The organism is Mesorhizobium onobrychidis, assembly GCF_024707545.1.
Taxonomy (GTDB): Bacteria; Pseudomonadota; Alphaproteobacteria; order Rhizobiales; family Rhizobiaceae; genus Mesorhizobium; species Mesorhizobium onobrychidis.
Window position 1 is genome coordinate 2,323,120 of record NZ_CP062229.1, and the last position, 16,206, is coordinate 2,339,325.

The 16,206-nt window shown below is 64.0% G+C and carries 17 protein-coding genes; 4 read left to right on the forward strand and 13 right to left on the reverse strand.

Annotated elements, in window-relative coordinates; translation table 11 throughout:
• Nucleotides 1-777: an esterase family protein gene (locus IHQ72_RS11605; protein ID WP_123149352.1), complete on the forward strand. Its 777-nt coding sequence runs from the start codon at nt 1-3 to the stop codon at nt 775-777.
• Nucleotides 777-1,091, forward strand: a complete 315-nt coding sequence (locus IHQ72_RS11610; RefSeq protein ID WP_258122549.1) for a nuclear transport factor 2 family protein — start codon at nt 777-779, stop codon at nt 1,089-1,091. Before IHQ72_RS11605 ends, IHQ72_RS11610 begins: the two co-directional genes overlap by 1 nt.
• Nucleotides 1,092-1,137: 46 nt before the next feature.
• Here IHQ72_RS11610 and IHQ72_RS11615 read toward each other — a convergent pair whose 3' ends face one another.
• The 4 genes from IHQ72_RS11615 to IHQ72_RS11630 all read right to left on the reverse strand — a co-directional run bounded on the left by IHQ72_RS11615 (nt 1,138) and on the right by IHQ72_RS11630 (nt 3,955).
• Nucleotides 1,138-2,226, reverse strand: a complete 1,089-nt coding sequence (locus IHQ72_RS11615) for an AbrB family transcriptional regulator (protein WP_258122550.1) — start codon at nt 2,224-2,226, stop codon at nt 1,138-1,140.
• Between the two features lie 69 nt (nt 2,227-2,295).
• Nucleotides 2,296-2,604 carry a putative quinol monooxygenase gene (locus tag IHQ72_RS11620; RefSeq protein ID WP_258122552.1) on the reverse strand — a complete coding sequence of 103 codons (309 nt, stop codon included), beginning with the start codon at nt 2,602-2,604 and terminating at the stop codon, nt 2,296-2,298.
• Between the two features lie 46 nt (nt 2,605-2,650).
• Entirely contained in the window at nt 2,651-3,451 is an 801-nt protein-coding gene (locus IHQ72_RS11625) for an SDR family NAD(P)-dependent oxidoreductase (RefSeq protein WP_258122553.1), read from the reverse strand.
• 69 nt (nt 3,452-3,520) lie between these two features.
• Nucleotides 3,521-3,955 (reverse strand): DsrE family protein, encoded by a 435-nt coding sequence (locus IHQ72_RS11630; protein ID WP_258123806.1) that lies wholly within the window; start codon nt 3,953-3,955, stop codon nt 3,521-3,523.
• Nucleotides 3,956-4,053: 98 nt separating this feature from the next.
• On the opposite strand from IHQ72_RS11630, the gene IHQ72_RS11635 reads away from it, so the two are divergent.
• The gene (locus IHQ72_RS11635; protein WP_258122555.1) at nt 4,054-5,121 is read left to right on the forward strand and encodes a hypothetical protein; all 1,068 of its coding nucleotides are present in this window, start codon (nt 4,054-4,056) and stop codon (nt 5,119-5,121) included.
• Between the two features lie 159 nt (nt 5,122-5,280).
• Here IHQ72_RS11635 and IHQ72_RS11640 read toward each other — a convergent pair whose 3' ends face one another.
• The 6 genes from IHQ72_RS11640 to IHQ72_RS11665 all read right to left on the reverse strand — a co-directional run bounded on the left by IHQ72_RS11640 (nt 5,281) and on the right by IHQ72_RS11665 (nt 12,993).
• Nucleotides 5,281-6,189: a cation diffusion facilitator family transporter gene (locus IHQ72_RS11640; RefSeq protein ID WP_258123807.1), complete on the reverse strand. Its 909-nt coding sequence runs from the start codon at nt 6,187-6,189 to the stop codon at nt 5,281-5,283.
• Nucleotides 6,190-6,238: 49 nt separating this feature from the next.
• A complete protein-coding gene (locus IHQ72_RS11645) occupies nt 6,239-8,428 on the reverse strand; it encodes an anthranilate synthase (protein ID WP_258122556.1) in 2,190 nt (729 codons plus the stop codon).
• Between the two features lie 261 nt (nt 8,429-8,689).
• Nucleotides 8,690-9,745 (reverse strand): M14 family metallopeptidase, encoded by a 1,056-nt coding sequence (locus tag IHQ72_RS11650; protein ID WP_258122557.1) that lies wholly within the window; start codon nt 9,743-9,745, stop codon nt 8,690-8,692.
• Between the two features lie 85 nt (nt 9,746-9,830).
• Nucleotides 9,831-11,000, reverse strand: coding sequence for an MFS transporter (locus tag IHQ72_RS11655; protein WP_258122558.1), 1,170 nt, complete (start codon nt 10,998-11,000; stop codon nt 9,831-9,833).
• Nucleotides 11,001-11,158: 158 nt separating this feature from the next.
• Nucleotides 11,159-12,535, reverse strand: a complete 1,377-nt coding sequence (locus IHQ72_RS11660) for an FAD-containing oxidoreductase (RefSeq protein WP_258122559.1) — start codon at nt 12,533-12,535, stop codon at nt 11,159-11,161.
• Nucleotides 12,532-12,993 (reverse strand): DUF4126 domain-containing protein, encoded by a 462-nt coding sequence (locus IHQ72_RS11665; RefSeq protein ID WP_258122560.1) that lies wholly within the window; start codon nt 12,991-12,993, stop codon nt 12,532-12,534. The genes IHQ72_RS11660 and IHQ72_RS11665 overlap by 4 nt, the downstream gene beginning before the upstream one ends.
• A gap of 164 nt (nt 12,994-13,157) precedes the next feature.
• Between IHQ72_RS11665 and IHQ72_RS11670 the strand changes: the two genes are divergently transcribed.
• Nucleotides 13,158-13,715: a sugar O-acetyltransferase gene (locus tag IHQ72_RS11670; RefSeq protein WP_258122561.1), complete on the forward strand. Its 558-nt coding sequence runs from the start codon at nt 13,158-13,160 to the stop codon at nt 13,713-13,715.
• Between the two features lie 74 nt (nt 13,716-13,789).
• Here the strand turns inward: IHQ72_RS11670 and IHQ72_RS11675 are convergent, their stop codons facing one another.
• From IHQ72_RS11675 to IHQ72_RS11685, 3 genes are all read right to left on the reverse strand, one after another.
• Nucleotides 13,790-14,299, reverse strand: coding sequence for an RES family NAD+ phosphorylase (locus IHQ72_RS11675; protein ID WP_258122562.1), 510 nt, complete (start codon nt 14,297-14,299; stop codon nt 13,790-13,792).
• Entirely contained in the window at nt 14,296-14,781 is a 486-nt protein-coding gene (gene parS / locus IHQ72_RS11680) for a type II RES/Xre toxin-antitoxin system antitoxin (RefSeq protein ID WP_258122563.1), read from the reverse strand. The genes IHQ72_RS11675 and parS overlap by 4 nt, the downstream gene beginning before the upstream one ends.
• 328 nt (nt 14,782-15,109) lie before the next feature.
• Entirely contained in the window at nt 15,110-16,096 is a 987-nt protein-coding gene (locus IHQ72_RS11685; RefSeq protein ID WP_258122564.1) for a helix-turn-helix domain-containing protein, read from the reverse strand.
• Nucleotides 16,097-16,206 lie beyond the last annotated feature (110 nt).

Genomic DNA, 16,206 nt, shown 5'->3' on the forward strand with positions numbered 1-16,206 from the left:
ATGGATATTTCTTATCACAAGGGTTTTGCCCGCAACCTTGGCCGCGACATGGAATACAAGCGCTACGGCCATGCCGGGCGGCCGGTGGTGGTATTCCCGACCTCGCAAGGACGGTTCTACCAGTTCGAGGATTCCGGCGGGGTCGCAGTGCTTTCGGAGTTTATCGACACTGGCCGCATCCAACTCTTCACCCTCGACGGCATCGATTCGGAATCCTTCTTCGCCAAGCATACCGACCCGGCCGACCGCATCGCTCGCCACGAGGCCTATTTCCGCTATGTGCGCGAAGAGGCGATGCCGGAAGTTCTCTCTACAGCGACCGAGGCCAATGGCGGGCGCACGCTGAAGCCGTTGTTTTCAGGCTGTTCGATGGGCGGCTATCATGCGTCGAACTTCGTCTTCCGATTTCCGGAACTGGGCAGCGGCGTGATTGCGCTGTCGGGGGTCTATTCGACCCGCGACTTCTTCGGAGAGGCGCTCGACGGCAACATCTTCTTCAACTCACCGCTCGACTATCTGCCTGGCATCGTCGACCAGAAACTGCTCGGCCGGCTGAAGGCGCTGAGGCTGATCTTCTGTTGCGGGCAGGGGGCATGGGAAGAACGGATGCTGGTCGAGACACGGGCGCTGGAACAGGTGCTGCGCGAAAAGTCCATTCCCGCCTGGGTCGACTATTGGGGAGGCGATGTCAGCCATGACTGGCCATGGTGGCACAAGCAACTGGTCTATTTCTTCGCCCGCTGGCTGGATGATGACCTGATGCACAGGCTGGATTGATGACCCCGCCCGATCCCATCCGACGCTTCGTCGAGGCCACCAATGAAGGTGACACTGCGACGTTTCTCGACACGTTCACGGCGGATGCATTGCTGAGCGACTGGGGCCGCACCTTCAAGGGGCGCGCAGAGATCGCGCGCTGGAACCAGTCGGACAATATCGGCATGCAGTCCCATCTCAGCATTGTCTGCGTCGCAGCTGTGGACGGCACCTATCAGGTTCGCATTGCCGTGAAGGGCAATGGCTTCAACGGTGAGGGCGACATGACCTTCACGCTGGACGGCGATCTCATCTCCAGCCTGGTGATTGCGTGACTGTCCGCACCGTAACGGTGCGGCGGAACACATCTGCGCGAGCGGGTCATTCCTTCAGGCTTCTTGCCACCAGCCGCGCCACGCTTGGCCCGATCAGCAGCACGACGAGGAAGCGTGCCGATTGCAACGCCATGACGAAGGAGATGTCGACGTGCTGTGCGGCGGCGGCGATGATGGCGACGCTATCCATGCCGCCGGGGCTGGTCGCCAGATAGGCGGTCAGCGGATCGATGCCGAGCACATGGCTGATCATGAAGCCGAGACCGCCGCAGAAGGCGATGAGGATGATGATCGAACCGACGATCTGCGGCAGCGCCCGCGTCGCGTGCCGCAGAATTGCCCTGGTGAAATTCAGGCCGATGGTCCAGCCGATCGTCGTATAGCCGAGGGCAAGCAGCCAGGGCGGCAACTGCATCGGCACGCCTAGTCCGAGATGCACCGCAGTGCCGAAAACGAAGGTGCCGAGGAAGAAGGGTGACGGCAGCCTGAACAGCTTTCCGATGAGGCTGCCGACGAGCGCCACGCCAAGTGTCGCGGCAAAGACTGTTGGATCGATCGGCGGGAACCAGATGATGGCCGGGACCTCGATGCCTGATGTGTCGACCCACATCTTTGCGACAAGCGCCGCAGTCATCGAGACGAAGATGACGCGCAGATATTGCATGAAGGCGACGAGGCGCTGGTCGGCGCCGAAGGCGCCTGCCATCAACACCATGGCGGTGGCCGCGCCCGGCGATGAGCCCCAGACTGCGGTGGTGCCGGGCAGGATACGCCAGCGGCTGATCAGCCAGCCGAGCAGGCTTGACGCAGCAACGGTCGCCACCACGGTGCCGAGGAACAGCGGCCATTCCCTGTAGAAGACCGGAAAGATGTCCGCGGAGATCGAAGCGGCGACAAGGCAGCCGACGATCGCCTGGGCGGCGCCGAACAAAGGGCGCGGCACGCGCACCGTGGCGCCGTTGGTGCCGGCCAGGATCGCCGCCAGCATCGGCCCGATCAGCAGCGCCGCCGGCAAGGCGGCGAATTCCAGCGCGCCGGCAAACAGGATCGAGAAGATCAGGAGGGCCAGCCACTGCCAGACTTTGGGTATCCGCGCCATGCGTTCGACGGTCGGCTGGTCTGGCAGGGAATCCATTTTTCGGTCTTAGACCCGAAGAGGGGAGATGCGAACCCCGCGGCGGCGAAAAATGCGTCCGCTCAGGCGTCAGTCGGTTTTAACGGCGGGCAGGCCGAAGCCGCCTACGGGCTGGGTCTCGACCTGGAATTCGAAGCCGGCGATGATCGGCCGCGCCTTGGCGATCGCCGCCTGGACTTCCGGCAGTTGCAGCGAAGCCTTGTGGCTTGCCTGGTCGGTCCACACCTCGGTCACCCAGATCGCGTCGGCATCGGCCGGATCGGTTGCGATAATGTAGCTCAGGCAGCCCGGCATCGCGCCGGTGCTGGCCAGCAGGACATCCATCATTGCGTCGCGCTGGCCGCGCGTCGCCCGCATCTTGCCGATCAGACCGTACATTGCCGATTTCTCCGTTGGCTTGCGCGACAAGTATGCAGGTCGCCGCTCACGGCATCAACTGGCCACCATTCACCTCGATCACCTGGCCGGTGATGTAACCGCTCAGCAGAGCGGACGAGAGGAACAGATAGGCGCCGACGCAGTCCTCGGGCGTGCCGGCGCGGCCCTGCGGAATGGTGGCCACCATGCCCTTCATCTGCTCCTCGGTGGAATAGCGCTCGTGGAAGGGTGTCCCGATGGTGCCCGGCGCCACCGCGTTGACGCGGATGTTGAAGCCGATCAGTTCCTTGGCCATGCCGCGCGTCACATTGGAGACGAAGGCCTTGGCCGAGCCATAAAGTCCGGCGCCGCCGCCGGCGCCATTGCGCGCCGCGATCGACGAGGTGTTGACGATGAAGCCGCCCTGGCGCTTAAGCCATGGCATCGCCTTGCGCGAGGCAGTCAGCACGGAGCGGGCGTTGAGGTCCATCACCGCGTCGTAATGCGCCTCGGTCTGCTCGGCATAGGGCACGCGCCCAAGCATGCCGCCTGCATTGTTGACCAGGCCGTCGAGCCGGCCGAAGTGTTGCGCACCGTCCTCGACCACGCGCTCGACATCGTCGGGGATCGAAAAATCGCCCTGGACTGGGAATACCTCGCCGCCGCCGTTGCGGATGGTCCCGGCCAGGTTTTCGGCAGCCGCCCGACTTGAATTGTAATGCAGCACGACGCGGCATTTCTGCGCGGCGTAGGCAAGTGCAAGTGCCGCCCCGATGCCGGTTGAAGCGCCGGTGATCAGCACCGCCTTGCCGGCGAGGTCGGGGATGACCAGGGTGGGGGTGACAAGGGCGGTTGTGGTGGCTGGCACGTCTATTCCTCCGGGACTCACCTACTCTTCGTAGGGCCTCGTCGTCCTCATGTTCAAGTCCGCAAAGGCTTACGGCCGCAAATAGGCGTAGCCCTGGCGCTGCAATTCGGCGAGTTTGACGACGCCGCCGGTCTCGGCGGCATGGAAGCCGTCGAGCAGATCGGTGAGCGCAACGTCCATGCCGTGCATGGTGTTGGCGCAAGCATGCGGGGACAGCCCGTCGCGAACCAGGCCGGAAAAACGGCTGGAAATGGCAGCTGACGCGCTCTTCGACTTGAAAGCAGCGAGTGCCGGTCCATGCACGACCAGCACGATGTCGACATTGCCGCCGGTGCCCTCATAGTGGTTCTTGATGTTGCCGAGCACGAAGCCGACCCTGTCGAGATCGCTGAGGTGATAGGCGACCTTTTGTCTTTCCTGTTCTACGGCCGCCTTGACTTGGCGCAGCCCGAAAAAGCCGGCGGCTCCGGCAAGGCCCACGCGGAAAATATCGCGGCGTCGCATCATGTTGTTCTCCAGTATGCAGTCCTCGCAAATTGCGTGGCCTCGGCCTCGATCCTAGCATAAATTGAAACCACGTCCTGTCGGGCGAGGAGGGGCACATGACATCGAAGACCATTGTGGGCGCCGGATTTGGTGTCACCTTGCTAGCCGCTGTTGCCGGCACGGCCCTTGCCGACGACAAGCTCACAGAACTCAGCCCGGACGGCAAGGATGCCTGTTTCGGGCGTGTCTATGATGCCGCACATCTCAAGGCGCATCCGCACCAGAAGGTGGCACGGATTTTCTTCTACTATGGCAACGATCCGGTCAGTCATCCGAACGAGGAGCCGAGCAGCGCTCCGTCCGGCTATAACGGCTTCATGACCACGACGGTGCGCGGCGCCAAGAAGCCCGAGTGGGTCGGCGGTTGGTGCGGCAAGGATGATCCGCGGTCGAGCGAGATCGGTTGCGGCATGGAATGCGACCGCACCATGGCCTTACTGAACGTCGATGAAAAAGGCCGGCTGATCGTCTCCGGCGTGCATCGCAACCTTTATCTCGACGCCGGCGCTGAGGATGAGCTGGGCGAAAAGGAATACGCCAAGCAGGCACTCGGCACGGAAGACGACGGCTTTCGGCTCGACCGCATGCCGGCGCAGACCTGCAAGGCCGAATTCGCGCGCATCGATCCGGTCGATCCTGCGCTGGGAGCACCGCTGCGTGAGCGGCTGGAACCGGACCAGCCCTTCTGCTACGGGCGCGACTACGATGCCGCGCATCTCGGCTCGCATCCCGATCAGCTTACCCAGACCATCCGGGTTTTCCGGGGCCCGATCGAGCTGGCCTCCTTCGCCAAGGACGGCGATCCCACAAACTGGCCGAGCGGTGCCGAGATTGCCGTTTCCGTCACCACGCGCCAGAAATCCGCCGAGGTCACGCAGAGCTACAGTTGTGAAGGCGAAGCGGACCAGTGGCGCTGTGTGGCGAGCGGAAGGACGAGTGACTTTTCCTGCGACATCGCGGCCAGGGAGATTTATCTGCGTCGCGGCGCCAACGGCACGATGATGCTGGCCAACCCCAACAGCAGCCTGCCGATCATCGACCTGTGCTCGGCCGACAGCGAGACCAGATCCGACGACAGGGTCTATCGGTTGGAGCCGATTCCGCAATCCGCCTGCAGGCCCTGAGCGGGGTTCTATCCACGGTTCGAAATGGCGGCTGCAGCGATCCGTCCCACCCCCCTCTGTCCTGCCGGACAGAGGGGGGTGCTGTCCCGCGACCTAGAGGTTCTGCATCTGCTCGACGCTTTGATGTCATGGCAGGGCTACCGGCGTCTCCGCTAGGCCTCACGCGAACGGCACGGCCGTCGTGCCCTTGGGCAGCTTTGCCTCGTCGTCGGGCTCGACATGGATGGTGACGCGAACCGAGGGGATTTCTGTCTTCAACGCATCTTCGATGCGGTCGCAGATGACGTGGCTGGCGCCCACCGACATATCGGCGTCGACGACCAGATGAAACTCGATAAAGGTGGCGCGGCCGGCGATGCGTGTCTTCAGATCGTGGACCTCCAGTGCTCCCTTGCAATTGGCCGAGATGATGTCGCGGATGTGCATGTGCTCCTGCGTGTCGACGGCGCGGTCCATCAGTCCGTTCATCGACGAGCCGATCACGTGCCAGCCCTGCCACAGGATGTTCAGCGCGACGATGACGGCAAGAGCAGGATCGAGCACTTGCCAGCCGGTCAGCACGGCGCCGACCAGACCAATGAACACGCCGACGGAGGTCGCCACGTCGGTCATGATGTGCCTGCCGTCGGCGACCAGTGCCGGCGACTTCTCGGCACGGCCGGCACGGATCAGCGTTAAGGCCCAGAAGGCGTTGATCACTGTCGCGACACCGTTGATGGCGAGGCCGGTCCAGGGCTGTTCGAGCGGGGCGGGATGCCGCAAGGACCACCACACTTCGTTGAGGATCAGCAGGGCTGCCAGCACGATCAGCACGCCCTCCAGCACAGCCGAGAAATACTCGGCCTTGTGATGACCGAAAGGATGATCCTGGTCGGCCGGCTTGTAGCTGACCTGGATCGCCCAGTAGGCGGCGGCCGAGGCAATGACATTGACGATCGATTCCAGCGCGTCGGAATACAGCGCTACGGAACCGGTGACGTACCAGGCCGCCAGCTTCAGGCCGAGCACGACGAAAGCCACGACTATCGACCAGAAGGCGAGGCTGGCGACCTTGCGCTTGGCGGCGATTTTCGGATCAATTACGGTCATTGATTGCTTCCGGCCGCCGAAACCGGAGCTAAGCCGCCTTTTCCTTGGCCTTGCGCGGCAGATGCGCAACGATGTTCTCGATGATGCGCATGCCGGCATTGTGGCCGAGAGTCATGATCGATTCCGGGTGGAATTGCACCGCAGCGATCGGCTCCTTGCTGTGCTCGAAGGCCATGATAACGCCTTCTTCCGTCTCGGCCGTGACGACGAAGCCATCGGGCAGGCGGACCGGATCGGCGAAGATCGAGTGATAGCGGCCGACCGTCACCTCCTTGGGCAGGCCGGAAAAGATGATGCCCGGCTTCGACACGCGGATACGCGACGGTTTGCCATGCATCGGCACGTGCAGTTGCCGCAGCTCTCCGCCATAGGCCTCGGCCAGCGCCTGCAGGCCGAGGCAGACGCCGAAGATCGGCAGGTCGCGCGCGCGGGCTCGTTTGATGGTGGCGGCGCAGTCGAAGTCCTTCGGCGTGCCGGGACCGGGCGACAGCACGACCAGGTTGGGTTTCAGCCGGTCGAAGACCTCGTCCGGCACAGGCGTGCGCACGGTCGAGACATTGGCGCCGGTCTGGCGGAAATAATTGGCCAGCGTGTGGACGAAGGAGTCCTCGTGGTCGACCAGCAGGATGTTGACGCCGTCGCCGACGCGCGCGGTGGCGCGTTCGGTGTCGGCGGCATTGCCGGTCTTGGCGTCGCGGATGGCGGAGATCATGGCGGATGCCTTCAGTTCGGTTTCGGCTTCTTCTTCCTCGGGAATGCTGTCGAAGAGCAGCGTGGCGCCGGCGCGCACCTCGGCGATGCCGTCCTTGATGCGGATGGTGCGAAGCGTCATGCCGGTGTTCATGTCACCGTTGAAATTGACCATGCCGATCGCCCCGCCATACCAGGCGCGCGGGCTCTTCTCGTTCTGCTCGATGAAGCGCATCGCCCATAATTTCGGCGCGCCGGTGACGGTGACCGCCCAGGCATGCGACAAGAACGCGTCGAAGGCGTCCATGCCTTCGCGCAGCCGTCCCTCGATGTGGTCTACGGTGTGGATCAGCCGCGAATACATCTCGATCTGGCGGCGGCCGATGACGCGCACCGAGCCTGGGTCGCAGACCCTCGACTTGTCGTTGCGGTCGACGTCCGAGCACATGGTCAGCTCGGATTCGTCCTTCTTCGAATTGAGCAGCTTCAGGATCTGCTCCGAGTCGGAAATGGCGTCGTCGCCGCGCTTGATCGTGCCGGAGATCGGGCAGGTTTCGACACGGCGGCCATTGACGCGCACGAACATTTCGGGCGAGGCGCCGATCAGGTATTCGCCCTCGCCGAGATTGATGAAGAAGGAATAGGGCGAGGGGTTGATGATCTTCAGCCTGCGGGAAATGTCGGAGGGCGGTGTCTCGCAGCGCTCGTAGAACATCTGGCCGGGCACCACCTCGAACAGGTCGCCGCGCTTGAAACTCTCCATCGCCTTGCGAACCAGATTGGCATATTCGCCGGGCTCATGGTCGCCGCGCGGCGGGATGCGGTCGGCGGTCTTGAACGGCTCGACGATTTCGTCGCGCGGCAATCCCTCCGTCGAAAACCCGTCGCCGGAATAATCGTAGCGGTCGGTCCAGGCCTTGGTCGAATAGTGGTCGACGACCAGGATCTCGTCGGGCAGGAACAGCACGAGGTCGCGCTGGCTTTGCTGGCGCGCCAGCTTGTGGTCGACCGGATCGAACTGGAAGGCGAGATCGTAGCCGAAGGCGCCGTAGAGGCCAAGATTGGCGTCTTCCTCCGTCTTGAACAGAGCGGTGATGGCGCGCAGCACGGTGAAGACGGAGGGAACGCGGCTGCGTTCTTCTTCGGTGAAGACACGGCCGGGCTTAGCCACATCGAGGCGGATCAGTCTCTTCGACGTCTCGGCGATCGTCACGTCGTCAAGGCCGCCGAGCGCCTTGCCGACCACCGGCAGAAGCATCTCGCCACGGCTGTTCAGCGCCTCGATGCGCATTGCGCGGCCACGCGCCGAGATCACCAGCGGCGGGTCGATCATGGCGGTGTCCCAGCGCGTATAGCGGCCGGGATATTCGTAATTCGAGGAAAACACGGCGCCACGGCGTGAATTCAGCCCGTCGATATAGGCGTCGATCGCGCCCTCATAAGGCCGATCATGGCGCTCGCGGGTAATCGTCACGCCACCCGCCGTGACGAAGCGCTCCGCCCCGTTCTCCAGAATTTTCGTCGTCATTGCCGTCTCCATCAGCGTCTTGGCTATATCAGCGTCTTGGGGCAACGGACCCGGGGCATGGCTTGAAAAAACAAATGGCCGCCCGGACATTCCGTTGCGGCCACCTTCTATTTTCACGCGCACGCGTTCGAACAGGCCGCTGTCAGCGAGCCCACCACCAAACGGTCTTGATCGAGCGCATGTTCATGGCGATTCCAATAGCGGCGATTGCACGGCCGCGCAACTGGATTCAATGGAGGGCATGGAGAAGGGCATGAGCCCTCAATCCTCCAGCGTTCCCGACCTTGCATCGGCGCTTTTCCTGTCGCCGACCAGCTTCAGCAGATCTTCGCCGGCGCGGATGATGCGCCGGGAACGCCGTGTCAGGATGATGCCCGCCTGCGGCGCCAACACCTGCGTGCGGCCGCCGGCTTCACCCGGCGCATGGACGATGGTGGCGAGCAGCGCGCCTTTTGCCACACGGTCGCCGGGCTTCACGTCGTAGAGGACCGCGCCCGCCCGAGGCGCCGGCATCATGTCGATGTTTTCGAGCGGTGCAACGACACCGTTGAAGCTGCCGGGCGTGGACAGGGCCTGATCCAGGATCACGCCGCGCCCCACCAGCAGCCGATAAAGCCCTTCGGCATCGGCGCCGGCCAGAGCGCCGTCGACATCGAGTATGCCGCGATACTCGACCGTGGTGGCGACGCGCCGGTCGAACCGCGCCACATCGGCAGGGACGTTCAGATACGGCGTGATCGAGGCGCCTTCGAAGGTGCCGTCGGTGTCCTCACCCCACAGGATCACCGCATCGACGCCCATGGCCGCCGCACAATCCGCCATGCCCGGCCATAGGCTGGCATGGACATAGAGGTAGGCGAGGCCCTCGTCGTCGCAGTGCAGGTCGAGCACGATGTCGTGGCCGATCGACAGCAGCAGCAGCCGCGTCTTCAGCCGCTGGTCGGCCGTGCCAGACGTGGCGTCCGGCAAGAGCGTCGGGTCAGGCGCGGCCAGCAGCGGAAAGCCGCGGTTGAAGTTGGTGCGGGTGCCCAGGTGAAAACGGCCCTGATGCTCGCCGAAATGATACTGGGCGCGGCCGATCGGATTGGCCTGGGGTACGACCGTGATATCGCCCTTGATGCGGCCTTCCGCTTCGGCCTTTTCGAGCATCGGCATCAGCGCGTCGATGGCGACGACCCCCGGCAGTTCGCCAGCATGCAGTGCCGCCTGCAGATAGGCCGAAGGTGCGGCCATGTCGCTGCCGTCAAATCGGAGCACTGGGAATTCGTAGGAAACGCCCTCGCTGTCGCCGGCAATGCGCTCGATCGATTTCTGCATGATACTCCTCCAGGAAAGAGGCCGAACACATGCCCTTTCGCCGATACGCTGTCGATTGGTCCAGTCTGCTGCGCTATGGGCGCAACTATTGCGCTGCGTGCGTCACCAGCAGCTGGCGGTCCAATGTCTGCGACATCACTGCCACGGCAACCGCCAGCAGGGCGAGCGCCGCGCCGACCAGCGGCAGATTGGCATAGGACACGCCCAGCGAAAGTGCCACGCCGCCCGCCCAGGCACCGGCGGCATTGCCGATGTTGAAGGCGCCCTGGTTCAGCGTGGCGGCGAGGTTCGGCGCTTCGGAGGCCGCTTCGACGACACGGATCTGCAAAGGCGGCACGATGACGAAGACGAGCAGACCCCACAGGAAAACGATGAAGACGGCCACGGCTGCGACGGCGCCGAATTCGGCAAAGCCGACGAGCAGCAGCGCCAGCATCAAAAGCGTACCGATCACCGTCGGCATCAACTTCCAGTCGGCAAGCCTGCCGCCGATGATGTTGCCGATGGTCATGCCGCCGCCGAACAGCAGCAGCACCCACGTTACGGTCGCGGTCGACAGGCCGGATACGTCGGTGAGGTAGGGCTTTATGTAGGTGAAGACGGCAAACAGGCTGGCCGATGCCAGCGCCGAAATCAGCATGGCCAGCCAGACTTGCAGCTTGCCGAGCACGCGCACTTCGCCGAGCAGGCCGCCGCCGCTCGGTTGGCTGATGCCGGCAGGCACCAGCCAGGCGATGGCTGCGACCGAGACGAGGCCGATCCCGACCACGGCCAGGAAGGTGGCGCGCCAGCCATAGGCTTCGCCGAGCGCGGTGCCGCCGGGAACGCCGAGGATATTGGACAGCGTCAGACCGGCGAACATCAGGGCGATGGCGCTGGCCCGCTTGTTACGCGGCACCAGGCTGGCGGCGACGACTGAACCGATGCCGAAGAAGGCGCCGTGACCGAAAGCGGTGAAGACGCGCGCTGCCATCAGCATCCAATAATTGGGTGCGATCGCGCACAACAGATTGCCGACGACGAACAGCATTGCCAGGCCGACCAGCACCGGCTTGCGCGGCATGTGTGCCGTCGCCACCGCGATCACCGGCGCGCCGAAGACGACGCCGAGCGCATAGCCGGTGACCAGCAGGCCCGCCGACGGGATCGAAACGCCGAGGTCGGTGGCGACTTCGGGCAGCAGGCCCATGATGACGAATTCGGTGGTGCCGATACAGAAGGACGCGATGGCGAGCGCTAGGATCGGCAGGGGCATGGTGCGACCACACTGAATCGGTTCAAACGCAGACGGTCCGCAGATTCACGTGGCGCACAAGCGCGATTGCTGCAATGCAGCATTGCAGGAAACGGACACCAGATCGAGGTTGCCTTGCGCCTTGCCGCCTGCGGTGGATGCAGAGCGGAGGCCGAAGCCTATGCCAGCGGCTTCAATTCCTGGGCAATGGTGGGCAGGAGTTCCGAGACGTTGGGGTGGATGTGCATGGCGCGCGCGAGCGTGCTGACCGGCGCCTTGGCGTACATCAGGTCGAGCACGCAGTGGATCGCCTCGTCGCCGCCGGGGCCGAGCACCGAACAGCCGAGGATCTCCCTGGTGTCGGCGTCGACCAGGATCTTCATGAAACCTTGCGTTTCGCCTTTCTCGATGGCGCGGCCGACGCGGGTCATCGGCCGCTGGCCGACCAGCGCGCGACGGCCGGACTTTTTTACCGCTGTCTCCGTCATGCCGCAGCGGCCGAGCGGCGGGTCGATATAGAGCGCATAGGCCTCGATGCGGTCGCTTACCTTGCGCGGATCGTTGTCGAGCAGATTGGCGGCGACGATCTCGTAGTCGTTGTAGGAGGTGTGGGTGAAGGCGCCCTTGCCGTTGCAGTCGCCCATCGCCCAGATGCCGGGCACGCTGGTGCGCAACTGGTCATCGACGACGATGAAGCCGCGTTTGTCGACCTCGACGCCGGCCTTGTCGAGGCCGAGATCGTCGGTGTTGGGCGTCCGGCCCACTGCCAGCAGCACATGCGAGCCGACCGCCGGCGCCTTGCCGGCGGAGAAGGACACGGCAATGTCGCTGCCCTGTCTGGCAAAGCCGAAATCGTCGGCGCCGAGATGGACGGCGATGGCTTCGTTTTCGAGGATCGACAGGATGGAGTCCGAGACATCCTCGTCCTCGCGGCCGATAAGCCGCGGGCTCTTTTCGATCACCGTGACCTGCGAACCGAAACGGCGGAACATCTGCGCGAACTCGAGCGAGATGTAACTGCCGCCGACGACGACCAGATGGCGCGGCAGCACGTCGAGATCCATCATCGACGAGTTGGTCAGGTACGAAATGTCGTTGACGCCGGGCAGGTCGGGCACCGAGGCTCGGCCGCCGGTGTTTAGGAATATTTTTTCGGCGCTCAGCAGGCCGTCGCCGACGCGCACCGTGTTGGCGGTTTCGAAGCGCGCATGGCCGCGATAGAGCGTGCATTTGTCCATGCCGGCAATCCAGCTTTCGAGGTTGCCGCGGGCGTCGTTCGACACTTTGTCCTTGCGTGCCTTGATCGCCTTGTAGTCGACGCCGACCGGACCGGAGAGCGTTATGCCGTAATCGGCGGCGCGGCGGGCCAGATGCGCGGCATAGGCGCTGGCCACCATGGCCTTGGTCGGCATGCAGCCGGTGTTGACGCAGGTACCGCCGACCAGCTTTCGCTCGATCAGCGCCACGCTCATGCCGGCCGCCGTCAGCCGGCCGGCGAGCGGCGGCCCGGCCTGTCCAGCGCCGATGATGATTGCGTCGAATGTCTTTGCCGTCATGCCACCGCCGCCACGATCAGCAGGCCGCCGATGATCGCCACCGCGTCCTCGATGAGGGCGGCGGGCCGGTCCCTGCCGAGAGCGATGGCCAGGCGTTTGCGCAACTCGGCGCCGCCCAGCGTGCCGATCACCGCGCCAATGGCACCGGCGATCAGGCCGCCGATGGTGGCGCCGCCGGTCGCGCCGATCACCGCACCGGTGAAGGCGCCCACGACGATGCGTGCGCCGAACTGCTGCGGGACCTTGCGGCTCGGCGTCGACGGCAACTGGTCGGTGACCAGCTCGGCGATGGCCAGCATGGTGAAAATGCCGACGGTGATCCAGTGGCCCATGAAACCAGCCCAGGTTCCGGCGACCGGCAGCCAGCCGAGATAAGCGCCCCAGGCGACGGCGGCAGGCGCGGTCATGGCGCGAAGGCCGGCAACGACGCCGATCAGAAGTGCAAGGATGTACAGCATGATTGATCCCCCTCGATCACACGGCCTGGGATAGCCCAGCCGGGGTAGGCTAGCATAGGATCGGCATTTGACCAGAGGCCTGCGATGTCTGGCATTACCCGATTTTTATGGACTGTGCTTTGACACCACGTTGAAACAGCAGGGTAAGACAGGAGGGCATCGCCTTGAACAGAAGCGAGCGCGTAAAAATGGCCGCGGGCGAGTGGTACGCTTGCCTCGACGCAGAGCTGGAGGCGCTGCGCATCGTCGCTCGCGACGCGGTGTTCGAACACAATTCCTTGCCGCCCCGGCAACGTGGCGACGTCGGACCGGCGCTGAAGTCGCTGCTCGGCGCTGTGGGCGAGGGCGCCCGGATCGAAGCGCCGTTCCACTGCGCCTACGGCTTCAACATCTTTCTCGGCGACGGCGTCTTCCTCAATGCCGGATGTATCATTCTCGATACGGCGCCAGTTCGCATCGGCAAGGGAACGCTGCTCGGTCCCAATGTGCAGATCTACTGCGCCGAGCATCACAAGGAGGCTGCCGGTCGACAGGCCGGGGTGGAGATCGCGAAGCCGGTCGAGATCGGCGACAATGCCTGGATCGGCGGCAGTGCCATCATCCTCGGCGGCGTCAGCATCGGCGACGGCGCCATTGTCGGAGCGGGTGCTGTGGTGACGCGCGACGTCGCGGCAAACACCACGGTCGTCGGCAACCCGGCGCGGCCGGTCAGGCGCGGCTGAGCATCCGTTGCCCAAGTTGGATCAGCGAAGCGGCGGCCCGATGAGCATGAACGGTATTGGTGAGATAAGCGCGATCATTTGGCAGGAGGTGGATGCAACCGCGTATCGAGCGCAAAGGCCTCCTGGGTCTTCACGGCATAGGCGCCCTTCGCGACGCTCGCGTCGAAGATCAGATTCCAGCTATTCTGGGACACCGCGCTCGGAATCACCACGAACCGATGTCGTTTGAGAAGATCGTCCCCGAATGCCTGTTGCCCAGAGCTCGGGATGCCCGGACGCAGCCAGTTAGGGTTCGGAACTGCGGCAGGGTCGACGATATGCACATCCGTGACATCGCTGATTGTCGCCGCCGTCATCACATGCGCGATTGTGTCGAGCGCCCTAAAACCTTTATGGACTGCAATTTCGAGAATCGCAGTCGAAGGATCGATTGAGCAATAGACTGCGCGCACGCCCCTGCTGTTCCATCGTCCGCCGACCCTGTATGCGCCCTCGCCACTGTCCCATGTCGGCGCAAACGCAGCCTGATCGAGACGCCAGCCAACGAGGTCGGAGCCGCCAAGCGCCGCCGGCAGCGGCGTCATGCATAGACACCGTATTCAAGCCGTTCGAGATAGTCTTCCACAAGCTCGACACCCGCCGGGGTTGCCAGAAGATCGATGGGACGCCGCTGGTCGAGCCCGATCGCCGGGCGCTCCAGCCATTGCTCCGCTTCCGCCTGTGAACCGAACACGTCAGTCGCTTTCGACAGAATCTCCGCGAATTTCCAGGTTCGTCCGCTCTGATCCTGGCTGAGAGGCTTGGAAGGGGCATCCTTCCGGCGCTGGTAGGTGCGCAAGCTCATGCCGACGGCCTTCTCAAGCGAATCAGTCTTCTGGATGAAGACGAGCTGTCCAAGGAGATGGTCCAGCGCCGAACCCGGCAGTCCGTGCACGAGCAGTTCATGGGCGTCCAATGCGCTCCGCAGGTGCCGCGATAGAATGCGGGTGCCGCCCAGCAATCTGGCCACCTTCTGCAGTTCGTTGTTTTTTGCTGCTGGTGCAGCCTTTTCCAATTCCACCGCCACGGGCCTGCTTCCTAACGTCATCTGTCGCTTCAATATATGACAGATGACGCGGAGCCTTTCAAGAACGGGCAGGATCGAGCGCAGAGAAAGGATAGCCTACAACTCAGGCTAGATGGCAATTCGACGTCGGCGCTGCCCCTCATCTGCCTGCCGGCATCTTCTCCCCGTATAGGGACGGGGAGAAGGGGCTGGCCGCAACCTCCGCACCCTTTCTGCAACGCCGGTGATTGGCGAAATCCTTTGCGAAGGCGGCTTTCTCCCCGTCCCTATACGGGGAGAAATGCCCGGCAGGGCAATGAGGGGCAGCGCATACCTGAAGCGATTGGCCTCACCTCGGCGCGTGCGCCACGCGGTCCTGTGCGTTCTTCGAGAATTCGCGCCGGTACTGCGCGGGCGTGGTTCTGAGCCGCGCCGCGAAGTGCTGGCGCAGCGATGTGGCGCTGCCGAAACCGGCCTCGAAGGCGATCGTATCCATCGATTTTTCCGTCGCTTCCAGCAGCCGCTGCGCCAGCGCGACGCGCTGATCGGTCAGCCAGTCGCCGAAGCTGGTGCCGATCGATTTTTGAAAGCGGCGCGTGAATGTCCGGCGGGTGAGGCCGGCGGCATCGGCGACACTGTCCAGGCTGTGCGTCTCGCCCAGCGTCTTGCGCACCGCATCGAGAGCCTGTGTGAAGCGGTCGGCATTGTCGGTCCTGGCGATGGGGCGTTCTATGAACTGCGCCTGCCCGCCCTGCCGATGGGGAGAAAGGACGATCTGCCGGGCGAGGCGCAGCGCCGCTTCGGCCCCGCAGCGGGCCCGCACGATGTGCAGGCAGCAGTCGAGCCCGGCGGCGACACCGGCCGAAGTCACGACATCGCCATTGTCGATGTAGAGCACCTCCGGCTCGACGAGAATGTCTGGATAGAGTGCCTGCAGCTGATCCGTGTAGGCCCAGTGCGTCGCGGCTCGCCGGCCCGAAAGCAGTCCGGTCGCCGCAACAGCGAACGTTCCCAAGCACAGTCCGACAATCAGCGCGCCGCGCCGGTGCGCGCGACGCAGCGCCTCGATCAGTGCCGCTGGCGGTGGGACTTCGAGGTTCTTCCAGCTCGGCACGATGACGATGTCGGCGCCATCAAGCGCGGAAAGCCCGTGGGGGACGCTGATGGTCAGCCCCGCATCGGTGCGGATCGGCCCGTTCTCAATCGCGCAGACCCGGAAGTCGAAGCGCGGCAGGCCGAGTGCGGCGCGATCCTCGCCGAACACAAGGCACGGCACGGAAAGGTGGAACGGACTGATGCCATCGAAGGCGATGGCGGCAACGATTGGATCGGCCATGATGAGCACCAATGAGGGTTAGGTCCGGATTGTCCCAATTCTTTCGAACAATGTCAATTGGGACACTGTTTGCAATCCGGTGGCAGGCCTAACCTCGACCCATCAAAGCC